We start from the raw sequence: 14,469 nt of genomic DNA, 5'->3' as shown, positions 1-14,469 counted from the left end.
CACACACACATGATCATCAGGGCGGCTGCACCCGTTCACCCGCCCCGCCTTCGGTGTCCACCCTGGTCAGACAGCTAATGGCGGCTGCCGTACTAGCACGAGGTGCGGGCGGGCAGTTCTAAGAACGGTACCGACCTGGATCTCCGGTCGACGAAATGCCTCGGCGGAAAGTTTCGGCCACATGGAACCTAGGAACCATTGGGTGGTACCGGTGAAAACTATTCCGGTTCGGGCCCCTCGTCGAGAAGTGCTCTCACGAGCACCAACGAAATGAGCTCGTCGACGATTTTCCCTATCTTGCGGACGTTGGCGAAATTGTCGGCAAGCGGTGCCAAACGTGTCATGAGAAACCCTGCATCCAAATGCTTCTGTTCCTCGGATGAAAGTTCGATTAAGCGGGCCTTGACGACTCGGTCGATGACCTGAAGGATCTCACCCCGAGAGAGTGGTTGGAAAGCGATTAGCGAGTCGAATCGAGAATAGAGAGCATCGCCGAGCGCTTCGCGAATCTCTGACTCTGACCCATAGTTCGAGGTGCAGATGATTAGGGACGGGCCGACTTCGACACGATAATTTTTGTCTTCGAAGATGCCGCCGTCGAACAGCTGGTAGAAGGCACTGTGAAAAACCGGATTCGCCTTGTCGAACTCGTCGATCAGGATGACGCCGGATTCTCGGTCCAACAGGTCATGGGCGAACGATGATTCGGTGTGTGTTCCGCCAAACAGATACGAAGCATACTTATCATTGTGGAACATTGAGAACTGCTTGCGCAGGAGCGTACCGCCGAGGAGGTCGTTGACGAACTGTGCCGTCTCGGTCTTGCCAACGCCGGAAGGACCGTAGAACATCAGCACGACAGGCTTCGTTCGTCGCTCCGTGGTCAGCGGATATAACGCAGCAAGGAGTGCATCCTTCACGGCCGTCTGGCCGACCAGATGGTCGCCGAAGCCTTTGCGGAATCGGACGAGTGTATCCCGAGTTACCACAGGATATTTGTACCGCTTCACATCGGTGGCAGAGAAGATTCGTTCCATTTGCGCCTGCACATGAGCCGGCGGATTGTGCAGATGGAGGTGCTCTGGCTCAATGGAGCGAATGAGTCCTGCGAAGTTGGTGATCGAATGCTCGTTTAAACTAGCGTAGTCGCCTGACTCCGCGACCACGTGCTCGGGTCGCTCTCGCTCCTCAGGTTCGCTCTCCTGTTGGCCGGGGACGACGACCCTGAGTTGACGGTTGACCTCATCGCGCGCATACACGATTTCCATGAGGCTGTCGCAGGACAAACCTTCGACCTGCTCGTCAAACCACGACAGCGGGCCGTAGTAGACCGTGACCTTCGTGTCACTCGGCATGCTCAACGCCCGCTAGGAGCACATCGTAGACATCGAGGAGCGTCTTAGCCGCGCCTGCGTTGGGGCCATCGAGGAGTTCCAGTGCGGTCACCGGTTGTGCAACGTTGTTTGACATCTCGGAGTCCATGCCGAGCCCATCTTCAGTGGTCTGCCCGACGAGGATGCCATGAAAGACAAGCCGCATTCGCCCAAGATCGGTGAGACCGTAGTTGTTCCGGAAAGCCCTGATATTGAACCGCAGCACGCACTTCGAACCGTTCGTCGTGTCCGCGCCGAGCAGTTCGTAGTATCCCTTCGCGCCTTCAAGTGCTTCGTCCAGCCGAGCTAGGTCGACACCCATTTCGTCGGTCTTGGCAATGACCATGTACGGCGTGTACATCTTCATATACGCCATCGAACCCTGGCGTGCAGTCACGCGAAGGTCACTCAGCCTCACGATTCGATCGTCGCCTTCGACCTGCGCAAGATAGTCAGTGAGAATTGTGTTTGACAAGGTCTTGCTAAGGATGCTCTTCCCGGCACGGGAGCCAGCGAACCCGGCCCCGGTCTCTCCGGCAACACCCAGGAACGGCAACCAGCTGAGCTTCGCCGACACTTTCGCGTCGACCTCCGCGTGGACCTTCTTCGTCCGTTCCCTGATCTGCTCACTGGTCGATACGGCCTTCCCGCCAGCCGCGATATCTAGGTAATCCGAGGCGGATTCCTCGTCGAAATAGACGACCTTGATCATTGGCCGCCGAGTGTCCCCCCTGCTAGCTGCCATCAGTTCGCGCCTCCACCGGCCGCCATCCGTAGACCGCCCCTTCATCCGCGCACGGCGGTCAGCCATCGCGACGCGTGCAGCTTCTGAATGATACTCCTGTGAGTCCTCAAACAGCATGCGCCGACGCGCCTGCATTGAGGTCAGCAGCGTCAGAAGCCGCCAGAGACCAGCTGAAGCGAAGAAGTCGCGATCCAGCCTCCAGAAGGGAGCGCTTCAGGGCGTGGTCTCCGAACCGCGCACAGGCGTCGAACGACTACGACCTCGTCGTTGCGGCGTCCTGGGCCTGGTGGGCATCGACGAAACCGCACTCCCGTGCTGACGATGGACACGCCACGCGTCGCAACCCCCTACACCCTCGGTTTTCCCGCAGCGCCGTCGGACCGCCTTCCGCCGTTGCCGTCCCTGGAGCATATGGATGTGAGGGCTGTCCGTCCGCGCCGATACCCTGCGAGGTGTGGCCATCGTAAACTTGGATCGACAACAGGGGTTCGCGCTCATCGCCGAGATGACCTCGACCAGGAACCTGCTCGCGTACGGCATCCGAGTCCTCCGCACAGGTGCCTTCATCGATACCACTCGCGATCCCATCCTGACGATGTTGTCTATCGGAGTCGAGAAGCTTTACAAGCTCACACTCGGCCTAGCCGCCCTAGACCAGGACCACAAGTGGCCGAGCGCCGAGGAGATGAAGGCGTGGGGCCACAAACTCGTCCTGATGCACGAGGCCGTCCTGACGGAGCTATGTAGCCGTACCGCCGACAAGAGCCTGTACGTTCGCGAGCTTGTCGCTGAGGTCGAGGCCGACCCTGTTGTGCCGCCGCTTGTCGAAGCCCTCGACATGTACGGGCGGATGGGCCGCTTCTACTATCTTGATCAACTCGGGGATTCTCCCCAACCCTGGGTGAGTCCCAATGATGCGTGGCAGAAGGTCGAGAGCGCCGCGCTCGCCGACCCGGCGGTCGCCGCAGTCCATCGCGCCGCCACAGCCGACATCGGCAACAACGAAGTGTGGGATCGCTTCATCCGCGCGCTCAAAGAGCGGATCGCGACTGCCATCGAGCGAGTCTGGATCATGGTCGCTGTCTCCGGACGGAACCACGCGCTTGGCGAGACCGGTAGCACGTTCGGGTTCGAGGTCCACCCGGACGCGGTCGGGCGTCAATGATCTCCTGCGACTCGGCGGAGAAGCTGATCATAGCCTCTCGACCGAGCGGTTGAGATTCTTGCGTTCTTGTGGCCGTCCGGTCCGCTCCTCGCATGGGCTCGACTTCACGACGAAGGCGAGCGGGACACGTACCTCATCGGCTTCGGGCAGGCTCGCGTACTCCGCCACGTCCTGATGCGGCTGCTGGACCTCCCCACCATGCGCAGAATCATCCGGAGGCCAATGATGCCGAGAGCGCCGCGATGATCGTTACGGATCAACCCGGCGCTCTCCGAGTGAACATGTCGGCCAGTCGCGTCAGACCGCGCGTCTACGCACCGCCGAAACCGCTAGGGCAGGCCCCTGAGCTGCCGAAATGCGGTTCGGGTTCTGCCACATTGAGTCCACGATTGAACGTGATCATGCCGCCGACCTGCGCGTTTGCGGTTCGCATGGTAATCGTAGCGGTCGAATTGTATAGAGGCAAGGCTATATTGCCTGGTATCGGCAGCGGCGACGCAACTGTCCTGACCCGCGGCCGCCGAGCGTCGCGTCGTGTGTTGAACTGGGAGGGTGGATGCCCTTCGCATCGAGTTCTTGGAGGAAGCCGATCGCCCGGCGATGTGTCGGATGCTCGAGGACTCCGGCGATGTAGCGCTCGACGTGCTGTTGCGCCACAGGCGTCCGAGCAGCCTCTACACGACGTTCGTGGCAGTGCGTGGTGACGCGATCGAGGGGATGCTGACCGGATCGTTTGATTCCAACGTCGCTGAGAGCGGGGCGTTCGAGTCGTACGAGTTGCCAATCGCACCGCACGCCTTCCTTGATCGGATTCACGTGCACTCGGCGGTGCGGCACGCGGGTGTCGGCGGTGCCTTGATCTCGGCGTACGCAGCAGAAGCGGCCGAGCGTGGCTGCACCTTCGTCGCGGGCACGATTGACGTCTCATCGGATCCGACGGCGAGGATCATGTTCTTCAAGCAGTGCGGCTTCCGTGTCGTCGGTCAGGAGAACTTCGGTGCTCGGCCGGCCGTTCTTCTCGGTGGGACGCCTGGACGCAGGCGTCCTGTCTAGGACCGCCTAGTCCTGAGCCAGGCGACTCCGACGGCGGCCTCCGCGGTGACGGCGGCGACGATCTGCCGCACGATGTCCTGGCCGCCGCTGTTGGTGCGGCTGCCGATGAGGTGGCAGCAGTACGACGGCGCCGATGACGGTGACTGCGATAGCAGGGCGGGGAGTCGTTTGAGCCGGTGGGCCTGCTCGACGGCGACGTGCGAGACCCCCGGCTCGGTGGGCATGCGCAGTGCTGCAGGCACCCAACCGATGCTGCCTTCGTCGGTGTCAGGCCGACTCGATCTGTCGGCGCTCACGGAATTCCCCAGCTGTAGCGGTCTGACGCTCACGTAATTCGGTTCTGGCGATGATCTTGTGGTCCGCCTGAGCCCGGGCGGCGTCCTATGAGGACTGCGTGCTAACCGTGCCCGGTGCGATCTTCAACAGTTCCTGCCGCATCTGCGTGGTGTCGTGGTGGACGGGGTGCACGGGGCCGAGGACGGTGGGGTGGTGATCGAGGCGAGGTCTGCGCAGGCGTGGGCCGACTGCCCAGGTTGCGGGAGCACTTCGGCTCGGGTGCACGGCCGTTACCGGCGGCGCTTGGCCGACACCGCGTTGGCCGGCCGGCCGGTGGTGATCCGCCTGCGGATTCGCCGGTTCGTCTGCGCCGAGTCCGGATGCGGGCGGGTCACGTTCGTCGAGCAGATCCCGGGCCTGACCACGCCGCACGCCCGGCACACCCCTCCGCTTCGGGCCGCGCTGACGGCGATCGCGGTGGCTCTCGCCGGCCGGGCCGGTGCTCGCCTGGCCCGGGCGTTGGGCATGCCGGTCGGGCGAGACACCCTGCTCAACCTGCTGCGCGGCACGCCAACCCCGCCCGTCGCTGAGATCATCGCGCTTGGCGTTGACGACTTCGCGCTGCCCAGAGGCTATGTCTACGGCACGGTGCTGCTGGACATGCACACCCGCCGGCCGGTCGATGTGCTGCCCGGCCGAGACGGCGAGCCCTTAGCGCAGTGGCTGCGCGAGCATCCCGGCGTGGAGATCATCTGCCGGGACCGGGCCGGCGCGTACGCCGAAGGCGCCCGTACCGGTGCACCCGAGGCGAGGCAGGTAGCCGACAGGTGGCATATCTGGCACAACGTGGGCGAGGCGGTCGACAAGACCGTGCGCTCCCACCACGCCTGCGTGCGGGCCGGGCTGACCGCCGCAGCGCAGGCCGCCGCCCCTGCGACACAGCAATCGGCCGCCGAGGAGCAGCCAGAGGACGTCCGCAGTGGGCCGCCAGCAGACGGCGACTTCACGCCCGAGGGGATGCGCGACGTCTGTGGCCGCGAACGGTCCCTGGTCCTGCGCACCCGGGAACGCTTCGCCGCTGTGCAGCAGCTGCTGGCCGAGGGCGCCTCGCTGTCGGCGATCAGCCGCCAACTCGACCTGGACCGCTCGACCGTGCGCCGCTTCGCCCACGCCACCAGCATCGACGAACTGCTGGTCAAAGCCGTCAACCGCACCAGCCTGCTCGACGGTTCACCGCCCACCTGGCCGCCCGGTTCACCGCCGGCGTCACCGACGCCGTCGTCCTGCACACCGAACTGCAGGCCATGGGGTTCACCGGCAGCGTGCAAACCGTGCGCCGCTGGCTGCACCCGCTACGAGCAGCCACACCGACCACACCGCCACCGGTACGGCCGGCGATCCCGAAACCCCGCCACATTACCCGGTGGATCATGACCGATCCTGACCGTCTCAGCCCGGACGAACGCTCCCGGCTCGCCGACGTGCTGGCCTGCTGCCCTGAACTGCAGGCCACTGCCGCCCACGTCCGCGACTTCGCCGACCTGATGCGCAAGTGCCGCGGCGAGCGGCTGCTCGACTGGATGCAACGAGTAGACGCCGACGACCTGCCCGCCCTGCACTCCCTGATCACCGGCCTACGCCGCGACCTCGACGCCGTCACCGCCGGACTCACCCTGCCCTGGAACTCCGGCCCGGTCGAGGGCAACGTCAACCGCATCAAAACGATCAAGAGGCAAATGTACGGCCGAGCCAGCTTCGATCTACTCCGTAAGCGGATCCTCCTCGCCGCATGACAGCGAGCCGGTCACAAGATCATCGCCAGAACCGAATTCCGTGAGCGACGACACGGCGTCAGCACCGCCGCCTACTGGTTGGATTGACGAGCGGTGTACAACCTGCCTGTGTTGGCGTGCGCTGCTCAGGCGGGTGTAGCCGCCCTGTCATCTGTGATCTCTACATGCCTCGATACCGCCCGCCTGGCGGGGGTGGAGTCGGCTTGCTGGGGCGGAACCGCCAGGAGACGGTGTCCGAGGTGGCGATGATGAGGAGGATGACGACGGCGACCACGGCGATCAGGATCGGTGGCAGGAACGCGACCACGGGTGCCAGCGCGACGAGTACGACCAGTCCGATCACCCTGGACAGGGCGACGCGGCTGAAGGACAGGTAGTCGAGCCGGGCGCGGCCGGCCAGGTAGATCGCCGGCCCGCAGAGGATGACGGCGGACCAGACCAGGTTGGGCTTGGCGAACGGGTGGTTGATGATGATCTCGTCGCCGACCGAGCTGAGTACGATGCCGCCGGCCATGAGCAGATGGGCGTACGAGGCGGACCGGGCGAACACTGCCGGCCTGGCACTCGCGGCGATCACGGCCGGCAGGAGCAGGCCCGCCCGGTAGAAGTAGATCCGCCACAACAGCGCGGTGATGGCGAACGCCAGCACGAGGGCGATCACCCGATCCGGCTTGAAGCCGAACGCCGCGAACTGCCCGCCCGAGGCCAGGATCGCCTCGCCGAACGCGACGATCATGAACTGCTGGTAGCGTTCGGCGAGGTGCTCCGCGTTGACCACCTGGGTGGCGATCCGGGCCGGGCCGAGCCGGGGCAGCCGGAAATCCAGCTGGGTCATCGTGTAGCCGAGGGCAGCCGCGAACAGCCAGATCAACACCCGGACCGGGCCTGTGGTGAACGCGCCCACAATCCACAACACGCCCGAGAAGCAGGCCCAGATGAGCTGTTGCAGCGAGCCGATCGACACCTCCCGCCCGCGCAGCGCGACCGTGACGAAGAAGGCCCGGCCGATCTGGATGACGACGTAGGTGACAGCGAAGGCCAGGCCGTCCTTGCCGAACGCCGCGGGGACCGCGCCTGCCATGATCAGGGTGCCTAATGCGATCGGGACGATGACGAGCTGGATCGCCGGCTGGGCGGGGTTGAGGCGGTTCGTGGTCCAGGCGGTGAAGACCCAGACCCACCAGAACGCGGCGAGCAGGATCACGGTGTGCAGGGCGCCGAGCCAGGTGAGGTTGTGGAACAGGGTGTTCGACAGCCGGGTCAGCGCGAAGACGAAGATGACGTCGAAGAAGAGTTCGACGTAGGTGGCACGCTGCGGCTCGGCGTGATCCCGCAGCAGGTCCCTGGTGTTGCCGGCGGTCATCGCAAGCCCGTTCTGTCGGCTTCACGTTATATGCCATCAGTCGTACCATGCATGATGCAGGTCGGGGCACGCCTAGCTGCTTTGGTCCACGAGCGTCTGGCGATAGCGGGGCGGACGCACTCCAACGGGCCGACGCGTTGATCGAGCAGTTCGTGCATGGCCGCGTGCCGCTGCCCGGACCACTCGAGTGCAAGCCCCCCTTATCGCCGCGGACGAGCGTCGAACTGGTCGCGGCCGTACCGGCAGATCAGGCGCAGCCGGTCGTCGGCGAACGGCCCGTCCACCTCAGTCTCGAACGTCAGCAGCAAATGGCGAGTCGTCGTTTAGAACGCTCATCGAGAGGTGATCGAGCGGAATTACAGTAGTGGCACTTCCCTGGGGACTGAGAGCGTGATTGAGAAGCGTGTGAGTGACGCTCCGACGGTTGGCGCGACTCGTCCAGCGGGGACCTCGGGAGGTCTTTTGACCTGATCCGCCGATACACTTGATCATGTCATTCGATCTGCAGCCCGTGCTCCGCGGGGATATCGTTGGCGTCAGGCCCTTGCGTTCGGCAGACTTCGATGAGCTCTATCAGGTTGCTCGTGACCCTTTGATCTGGGCTCAGCATCCGGTCAAGGATCGGTACCGGTACGAGGTCTTCATGCGGTTTTTCGCGGAGTCCCTGACATCTGGCGGCGCTCTGGCGGTCACGTCGACGGCGGGCAACATCATCGGATCATCCCGATTCCACGGTTACGATCAGCGACGCAGCGAAGTTGAGATCGGGTGGACGTTCCTCGCCAGGTCGTACTGGGGCGGCCAGGCGAACGGCCAGCTCAAAGCCCTCATGGCGAGACACGCGTTCCGCTTCGTCAAGCGGGTCGTGTTTCTCGTCGGTCCAGACAATCGGCGTTCGCAACGAGCACTTGAGAAAGTCGGTGCGGTTCGCGTAGGGAGCCGGCCTGACGCGGCAGGCCACGACAGCATCCTGTTCGAGATGCGGCGCCCAGCAGGCTCTACGAAGTCCGGGTGAGTCGTGGAGACGCGCTGGTCAGAGGTTGAGATGGTGGATCATCAGGTCCAGATGAACGTGCGACGGAGCCGTCGGCGGGCGAGGTGCCTCTGGTGATGCGGCGGGTCATGCCGGCGATGGCGGCCCAGCGGATGAGGGCTTCGGAGACGGCGGGGTGGCGTTCGTAGTCGCGGACCAGCCGGCGGCAGACGGTGAGCCAGGCCAGGTGCGCTCCACGACCCAGCGGCGTGGATGAACGGCAAAGCCGCGCTGGCCGGCGGGTTTGCGAACGATCTCCAGCGTGGTCCGTAGGCGATCGCGGGTCCAGCCGACTAACCGGCCCCTGGTCGGCGAAGACGCGCCGGATCATCCGCGGCCTGGACCGCCCGCCGGTGGTGGCGCTGACCGTCACAGCCTGCCGCCGGTACGTGAGGACATCACCGTGCGGCTCGGCATGCGCAAGCCGCGACTGATTCTGTCCGGGTTGGACCGTCCGAACCTATTCGTCGCCGCCGCGCATTGTCCCACCGAGGAATGCCGCAGGCGGAGGCTGCTTGCCCTGCTCAAGGAGCCCGACCCGCCCGGCATCGTGTACGTGCTGACCGGCGTGCCGCCGAGGACCTCGCGCAACGGCTGTCCGACGCGGGTCATCCCGCGCAGGCATACCACGGCGGCATGGCAGCCGGGATGCGTCGCCGTCGTCACGAGGACTTCCTGGCCGACCGGGTGCCGATCACGGTCGCCACCTCGCCATTCGGCACGGGCATCGACAAGCCGAACAGAGAGCAGTTGAGCCACCCCTGCGGGCACTGCGACAACTGCCACGGCGGCACCTCTGAGGTGTTCCCGGAAGACGGGCCGTTCCCGCTGCACAGAATCGTGCGGCACGCAAAATTGGGATCAGGCATGGTCCTCGGCTACGAACAGGACTGCATAACCGTGTTGTTCGACGACGTCGGCTACAAGACCCTGTCGGTATCCGTCGTGCAAAGCGCACGGCCTGCTGGCACTCGGCACGGATCGCCGCTGACCAGCTAACCTCTTCGCCCGCCGCGCCGATGCCGCAGCGATCAGTCTGCTGCGTCCTGTTGGCGGGGCGGGCGCGCGCGCCGGTCGAATCGGCCCCATTGGGGCGGTCGCCACGGCCGGCCCCACCCCGATTGTCATGATCGTGACCTCGCTGGAAACCGGCGTGCCATGTCCCAGTTGCAGAGGACTCCTACGCGCGGCCGGACTTAACGGTCAGCGCGTTGAGCACGCCGGTGACATCGAGAACCCGGTGAACCTGGGGACTGGCCTTGACGAGCGAAAGGTGTCGGCCCGTTGTCGCCGCCGCGTTCCGTGCCGTGATCAATGCGCTGATGACGCTCGAGTCGATGAAGGTCACCGCGGCCGCGTCAACCTCAACGACATCGGCGTTATCGACCGCCGCGTGCAGGAGGTCCTGCAGTCGCGGGGCGCCGTTCATGTCGATTTCGCCGGACAGCACAACCTTTCTCCGGTCGCCTTCGGCGTAGACCTGGTGCTGCCAGGTCAGCTCCCGATTCATTTCTGCTCACCCTCCATCGCGGACGCCTCGACCCTACCGTCCGTCCCGGCGGCAGCGGACTGCTGCGGCACGGCGGCGGCCGTCTGGGTCAGGCAGGCGCTCACTGTGGCGGTGACCCCGTCCGACCTGCGGGTCAGCATCAACGCGCCGGTCAACTGATGGGCAAGCCAGAGCCCCCGGCCGCCCGGCACGTGCACCGGTGGCAGGTCCACCGGCAGCGCGTCGCTGCCCGCGCCGTGATCGGTGACCTCACACACCAGAACGCCGTCCACCTGCCGAAGATCCAGGTGTCCTGACCCGCCGCCATGGCGCACCGCGTTGGTCACCAGTTCATGAACGGCCAGCACGAAGTCGTCGCCGTCGTCGCCGGACAGGCCGGCGGCCGTGACCCGCGCGGCGAGGAGGTGCCGCAGCGGGGTCACTGCCTCAGCGGTGAAGTGCTGCGACAGCAGCACGACCGGCCGGGCCGCGACGCGCCCGCTCACCCGATCATCCTCACCGAGCTGCCCGTCGTTCATGACTGGCACGCTACCTATCCCCGACAGTTCCGCCACCGTTGCTGCAGGCAAGTATCTGCAGGTATTTCTGCGGTCGTGCCCGGTGCGTGCCCGATAGGCCGGTCAACAAGGGCCAGCAACGGGTTGTCCCGGTCGTGTTCATCGCCTACTGGGCGGAGAACAAGCCGGATCACCGGCACGGCCACACTCGTCTACCTCGGGACTCAAGGCACCTTCCAGACTCGAAAATCGGTGAGCGAGTGTGCAGGCGGCAGCGCCCGGCGTAGCGCAGCGGAGCCGGGCTGTGGGTTGGTTGCGGTCAGGCTGCGTTGGGTAGGTCGGGTTGGGGCTGGAGGGCGACCTTGTGGCTGGTGAGGTGTTCGAGTTGGCGGATGAGGTCGCGTTGGCGGCGGTGCTTGTCGATCCGTGATTCGTAGAAGCCGGGGCCGAGGTCCTGGTAGCGGGCTTCGGGGTTGGCCAGCAGGTGCCAGATGCTGGTCAGCAGCGAGTTGCCGACCGCGACGATCGCGCGTTTCTTGCCCCGCCGTCGGGCCAGCCGCCGGTAGCGCTCACCCAGAAAGGTGTTGGTCCGGGCGAGTCCGGCGACCACCTCGCCAACGGTGCCGGCCAGCCACGGGTTGCCCTTGCCGGTGGAGTTGCCCTTCTTGCGGCCGGCCGATTGCGCGTCGATCGGGGAGAACTTCGCCCAGGACACCAGATGCGCGGCGGTGGGGAAGACGCTCATGTCCACCCCGATCTCGGCGATGAGCTCCTGAGCCGACCGCAAACCGATACCGGTGATCTCATCGAGCTTCTCCACCGCGTGGGCGAAATTGGCGATCAGCTCCTCGATCCGGGCGTCCAGCTCGGCGATGTCCGCGGCGAGGGCGTCGATGCGGCGCAGCATCGTGGCGCAGATGAAGGCATGGTGGTCATCGAAGTGACCGGTCAACGCGTCACGCAACTGGGGGATCTTGCGGCGCATCGAACCGTGGGCCATCTCCGCGAGGACCTTCGGGTCACGCTGCCCGCCGATAAGGGCCTGCAGCATTTGCCGCCCCGACACCCCGTGCAGGTCACTGATCACCGAGTCCAGCTTGATCTGCGCGTCCTCGAGGGTCTTCTCCAGCCGCTGCTTCTCCCGGGTCTGCTCACGAACCAGGCTGCGCCGGTACCGGGTCACATCCCGCAGCTGCCGGATCGGCTTGGGGTGCACCAGGCTCGGCCGGCACATCCCTCGCTCCACGACCTTGGCCAGCCACACCGCATCCAGCCGATCGGTCTTCGGCCGGCCCGGCACATTCTTCACGTGGCGGGCATTGAGCAGCCAGCAGGTGAATCCCTCCGCCTCCAACAGGTAGAACACCGGCTTCCAGTAACTCGACGTGGCCTCCATCGCCACCAGCTCAACGCGCTCAACCCGCAGCCAGTCCGCCAACGCCAGCAACGCCGTCGTCACCGTCGCGTACTCACGGACCTCCTGCACCCGCCGATCCGGTCTGGTCGCGTGCGGCACCCGCACACACGCCACCAGACCCGCCTTGCCAATATCGATCGCGCACACCCGGGTAACCAGCTCCACCGGCTCCTCGGTCATCTCCTCCACCGGCCACCACCCTTCAGCCACACATCCACAGGTGGTCACCCGCGGGAACGGAACGGGGCAGAGACAGAGCCGGACTCGCGTGCTCGAAGCAACAGTGCAGGGCCCCTAAAGATCACGCTCCCGCGTCAGACAAACTGACGGACTCGAAGTACCAAGGAAGGTCGACGTCGGCGGGCGACCACCCCCGATTTTCACGCACGGCACGGGCGTCGCGACAGAGTCATCGGAGACAAACTGACGCTCCGGCCGCCTGCCCGACGAGGACATCCGCTTTAGCTACCCTGCCCGCATAGCGACACAGCCCGGTTGTGCCAGGCGGTGCCGGTGTACGCCATGGGGTAGCTCACCTCGCGGGTTCGTTGGTCGGCCGTCTCAACCGACAGTCGCATCGGCACCGGATCAGGCTTGACGGAGCAGTGAACGACAACCTGGACCTGTATCACGCCTACCTCGCCGGGACGCAGCAGGCGAAACGGAGCGGTGGCATCGATCACTGTGCCGGGGAGGCGTGCTCCAACCGTGCGAACCGTAACCGGCTGTGGACCAGCGTTGACGACAGCCAGTTGCGCGTCAAACCGGGCGATGCTGTTGGAGATTTCACCGCCGTCACTTGCCGAGCTGGCTATGACGACAACCGCGACAGTGGCAGCCCGCGTCCGTGCGTCGCGTGAGCCTTGCACCTCGGCTACGCCAATACCGCCGACCGCTGCACCGAGGACGAACGCCCCGATGGCGTAGGCGCTCATTGCTCGGTTCAGTCTGCGGCGTCGCGGACCCTCATCCGGCTTGACGCGTCCACGGCCACGGTCATCCAGGTCGATGATCGGATGTTCCGCCGTCATTCCGACAGCATGGCGGCCGCATCCTGTCGCCGTACAGCCATTCCTACAGCCAAGGCTGCCCACAGCCGCCGACGCTGCCCGACAACCACGGACGGGCTGACCAGGGGAACCGCCACCTGACCAGCCATCCCTGATCTTCTTCTAGCCCCAGGCCACTCCTGCCGCCGGCGCCGCCGTTTGACAACCGCCATTGAGACTCGTCCGGTAGGACGCTCCCTTGTCCCCGCCGCGGAGGCTGGACGGTCTACGACTGCTCGACGAGGAGATTCCCAGCTCCGTGATGGATTTCAGCTATCGTTGGCTACGCCAGCAACGTCGACAGAAGTAGATCCGTGACCATCGCGGGCTGCGTGACCATGGCCAGGTGATCGGCGTCCATACGCCGCACCAGGTACCCACATTCTACCGCCTGCTCTGCCGTGGACTGGTATGCGGCGCTCAGCTGGAGGTAGATGCGTCTAGCGGAGTCCCATGCCTTGCCCGGTGTGGGCAGCACCTCGGAGACGACCTTCCACGACAGTTCGGGTGGGCCGTGCAGCACTTGCCGCCGCTGTTCGGGGTCGGGCAGGACATCCGCTAGGGAGTCTGCGGGGAACCAGGTGTCCCACGTTGGCAGCCGGCCGGACACCGCCATCTCTCGCAGCCACGTGGCCCGTTCCGGCGGCAGTGAGCCGACCCAGCTCGTGCCCGGATGGGGCAGGCGGGCATCCAGGAAGACAACGTCCAGCTGGTCACTGCCGACCGCGTCGGCAATGCCGGGCAGGTAAGCACCCGCGCGGCTGTGGCCGACGATGACGGTAGGCGCACCATGAGTGACGTTGGCAGCCGCGGCGCAGGCCGCCGTATGGAAGGACGGCGACTCGACCAAAGGGCGAAGGTCCAGCACGGCTACGCGCCGCCCCGCCGCTTCGAGATGCGAACGCAGGGCGTCCCATGTCGCTGAGGTGAGGAGCGGACTGTGGACGAGGAGCATCGTTGGTTCGGCGAGCACGATCGAATCCTGGTGGCTGTACAGCCATCCGTACAGTCAAGCCCGCTTGCGAGCGCCGACGCTGCCCGACAATGACGGACGGGCTGACCAGGAGCACGGTCGCATTGCCGCCGCTAGAAGGGCCATCCGGAACCTGTCAAGTCAAGTGAGACGTTTTCGTGGTCAGGTGGTTTGTAGATCTGCGGGTTGAGCTGCGGGTTTGTTGATCCAGGCGGTGTCGGG

General features: G+C 65.2%; 15 protein-coding genes. 6 read left to right on the top strand and 9 right to left on the bottom strand.

What is annotated here, in order from left to right; all coding sequences use genetic code 11:
- Nucleotides 1-218 precede the first annotated feature (218 nt).
- Together ACFYM6_RS35605 and ACFYM6_RS35600 are read right to left on the bottom strand one after the other, a co-directional pair.
- Nucleotides 219-1,355: an AAA family ATPase gene (locus ACFYM6_RS35605; protein ID WP_387281871.1), complete on the bottom strand. Its 1,137-nt coding sequence runs from the start codon at nucleotides 1,353-1,355 to the stop codon at nucleotides 219-221.
- Nucleotides 1,345-2,085, bottom strand: coding sequence for a DUF6414 family protein (locus ACFYM6_RS35600; protein ID WP_387281870.1), 741 nt, complete (start codon nucleotides 2,083-2,085; stop codon nucleotides 1,345-1,347). Before ACFYM6_RS35600 ends, ACFYM6_RS35605 begins: the two co-directional genes overlap by 11 nt.
- Before the next feature lie 487 nt (nucleotides 2,086-2,572).
- Between ACFYM6_RS35600 and ACFYM6_RS35595 the strand changes: the two genes are divergently transcribed.
- Together ACFYM6_RS35595 and ACFYM6_RS35590 are read left to right on the top strand one after the other, a co-directional pair.
- Complete coding sequence (locus ACFYM6_RS35595) at nucleotides 2,573-3,283, top strand: hypothetical protein (RefSeq protein WP_387281869.1); 711 nt, start codon at nucleotides 2,573-2,575, stop codon at nucleotides 3,281-3,283.
- 552 nt (nucleotides 3,284-3,835) lie between these two features.
- Complete coding sequence (locus ACFYM6_RS35590) at nucleotides 3,836-4,336, top strand: GNAT family N-acetyltransferase (RefSeq protein WP_387281868.1); 501 nt, start codon at nucleotides 3,836-3,838, stop codon at nucleotides 4,334-4,336.
- On the opposite strand, the gene ACFYM6_RS35585 is transcribed toward ACFYM6_RS35590, so the two are convergent.
- Nucleotides 4,333-4,578 (bottom strand): hypothetical protein, encoded by a 246-nt coding sequence (locus tag ACFYM6_RS35585; protein ID WP_387281867.1) that lies wholly within the window; start codon nucleotides 4,576-4,578, stop codon nucleotides 4,333-4,335. The two genes, ACFYM6_RS35590 and ACFYM6_RS35585, sit on opposite strands and share 4 nt — an antisense overlap.
- 208 nt (nucleotides 4,579-4,786) lie before the next feature.
- Here ACFYM6_RS35585 and ACFYM6_RS35580 point away from each other — a divergent pair, with 208 nt between their 5' ends.
- Together ACFYM6_RS35580 and ACFYM6_RS35575 are read left to right on the top strand one after the other, a co-directional pair.
- Nucleotides 4,787-6,046, top strand: a complete 1,260-nt coding sequence (locus ACFYM6_RS35580) for an ISL3 family transposase (protein WP_387281866.1) — start codon at nucleotides 4,787-4,789, stop codon at nucleotides 6,044-6,046.
- On the top strand, nucleotides 6,043-6,405 hold the full coding sequence (locus ACFYM6_RS35575; RefSeq protein WP_387281865.1) for a transposase: 363 nt from the start codon (nucleotides 6,043-6,045) through the stop codon (nucleotides 6,403-6,405). Before ACFYM6_RS35580 ends, ACFYM6_RS35575 begins: the two co-directional genes overlap by 4 nt.
- 160 nt (nucleotides 6,406-6,565) lie before the next feature.
- Here ACFYM6_RS35575 and ACFYM6_RS35570 read toward each other — a convergent pair whose 3' ends face one another.
- Nucleotides 6,566-7,768, bottom strand: a complete 1,203-nt coding sequence (locus tag ACFYM6_RS35570) for a low temperature requirement protein A (protein WP_357444637.1) — start codon at nucleotides 7,766-7,768, stop codon at nucleotides 6,566-6,568.
- A gap of 490 nt (nucleotides 7,769-8,258) precedes the next feature.
- Between ACFYM6_RS35570 and ACFYM6_RS35565 the strand changes: the two genes are divergently transcribed.
- Together ACFYM6_RS35565 and ACFYM6_RS35560 are read left to right on the top strand one after the other, a co-directional pair.
- Nucleotides 8,259-8,783 (top strand): GNAT family N-acetyltransferase, encoded by a 525-nt coding sequence (locus ACFYM6_RS35565; RefSeq protein WP_387281864.1) that lies wholly within the window; start codon nucleotides 8,259-8,261, stop codon nucleotides 8,781-8,783.
- 654 nt (nucleotides 8,784-9,437) lie between these two features.
- On the top strand, nucleotides 9,438-9,800 hold the full coding sequence (locus ACFYM6_RS35560; protein ID WP_387281863.1) for a hypothetical protein: 363 nt from the start codon (nucleotides 9,438-9,440) through the stop codon (nucleotides 9,798-9,800).
- A gap of 181 nt (nucleotides 9,801-9,981) precedes the next feature.
- Here ACFYM6_RS35560 and ACFYM6_RS35555 read toward each other — a convergent pair whose 3' ends face one another.
- The 5 genes from ACFYM6_RS35555 to ACFYM6_RS35535 all read right to left on the bottom strand — a co-directional run bounded on the left by ACFYM6_RS35555 (nucleotide 9,982) and on the right by ACFYM6_RS35535 (nucleotide 14,247).
- Complete coding sequence (locus tag ACFYM6_RS35555; protein WP_387281862.1) at nucleotides 9,982-10,311, bottom strand: STAS domain-containing protein; 330 nt, start codon at nucleotides 10,309-10,311, stop codon at nucleotides 9,982-9,984.
- Complete coding sequence (locus ACFYM6_RS35550; protein ID WP_387281861.1) at nucleotides 10,308-10,829, bottom strand: ATP-binding protein; 522 nt, start codon at nucleotides 10,827-10,829, stop codon at nucleotides 10,308-10,310. The genes ACFYM6_RS35555 and ACFYM6_RS35550 overlap by 4 nt, the downstream gene beginning before the upstream one ends.
- Nucleotides 10,830-11,127: 298 nt before the next feature.
- A complete protein-coding gene (locus ACFYM6_RS35545; protein WP_387281872.1) occupies nucleotides 11,128-12,405 on the bottom strand; it encodes an IS110 family transposase in 1,278 nt (425 codons plus the stop codon).
- 281 nt (nucleotides 12,406-12,686) lie between these two features.
- A complete protein-coding gene (locus ACFYM6_RS35540) occupies nucleotides 12,687-13,256 on the bottom strand; it encodes a hypothetical protein (RefSeq protein ID WP_387281860.1) in 570 nt (189 codons plus the stop codon).
- Between the two features lie 301 nt (nucleotides 13,257-13,557).
- Nucleotides 13,558-14,247 carry a hypothetical protein gene (locus ACFYM6_RS35535; RefSeq protein ID WP_387281859.1) on the bottom strand — a complete coding sequence of 230 codons (690 nt, stop codon included), beginning with the start codon at nucleotides 14,245-14,247 and terminating at the stop codon, nucleotides 13,558-13,560.
- Nucleotides 14,248-14,469 lie beyond the last annotated feature (222 nt).

Origin of the sequence: Micromonospora sp. NPDC006431, from assembly GCF_042870725.1 — a bacterium.
In the GTDB taxonomy this organism is placed as follows: Bacteria; Actinomycetota; Actinomycetes; order Mycobacteriales; family Micromonosporaceae; genus Micromonospora.
This window is presented reverse-complemented; position numbering and strand designations above follow the sequence as displayed.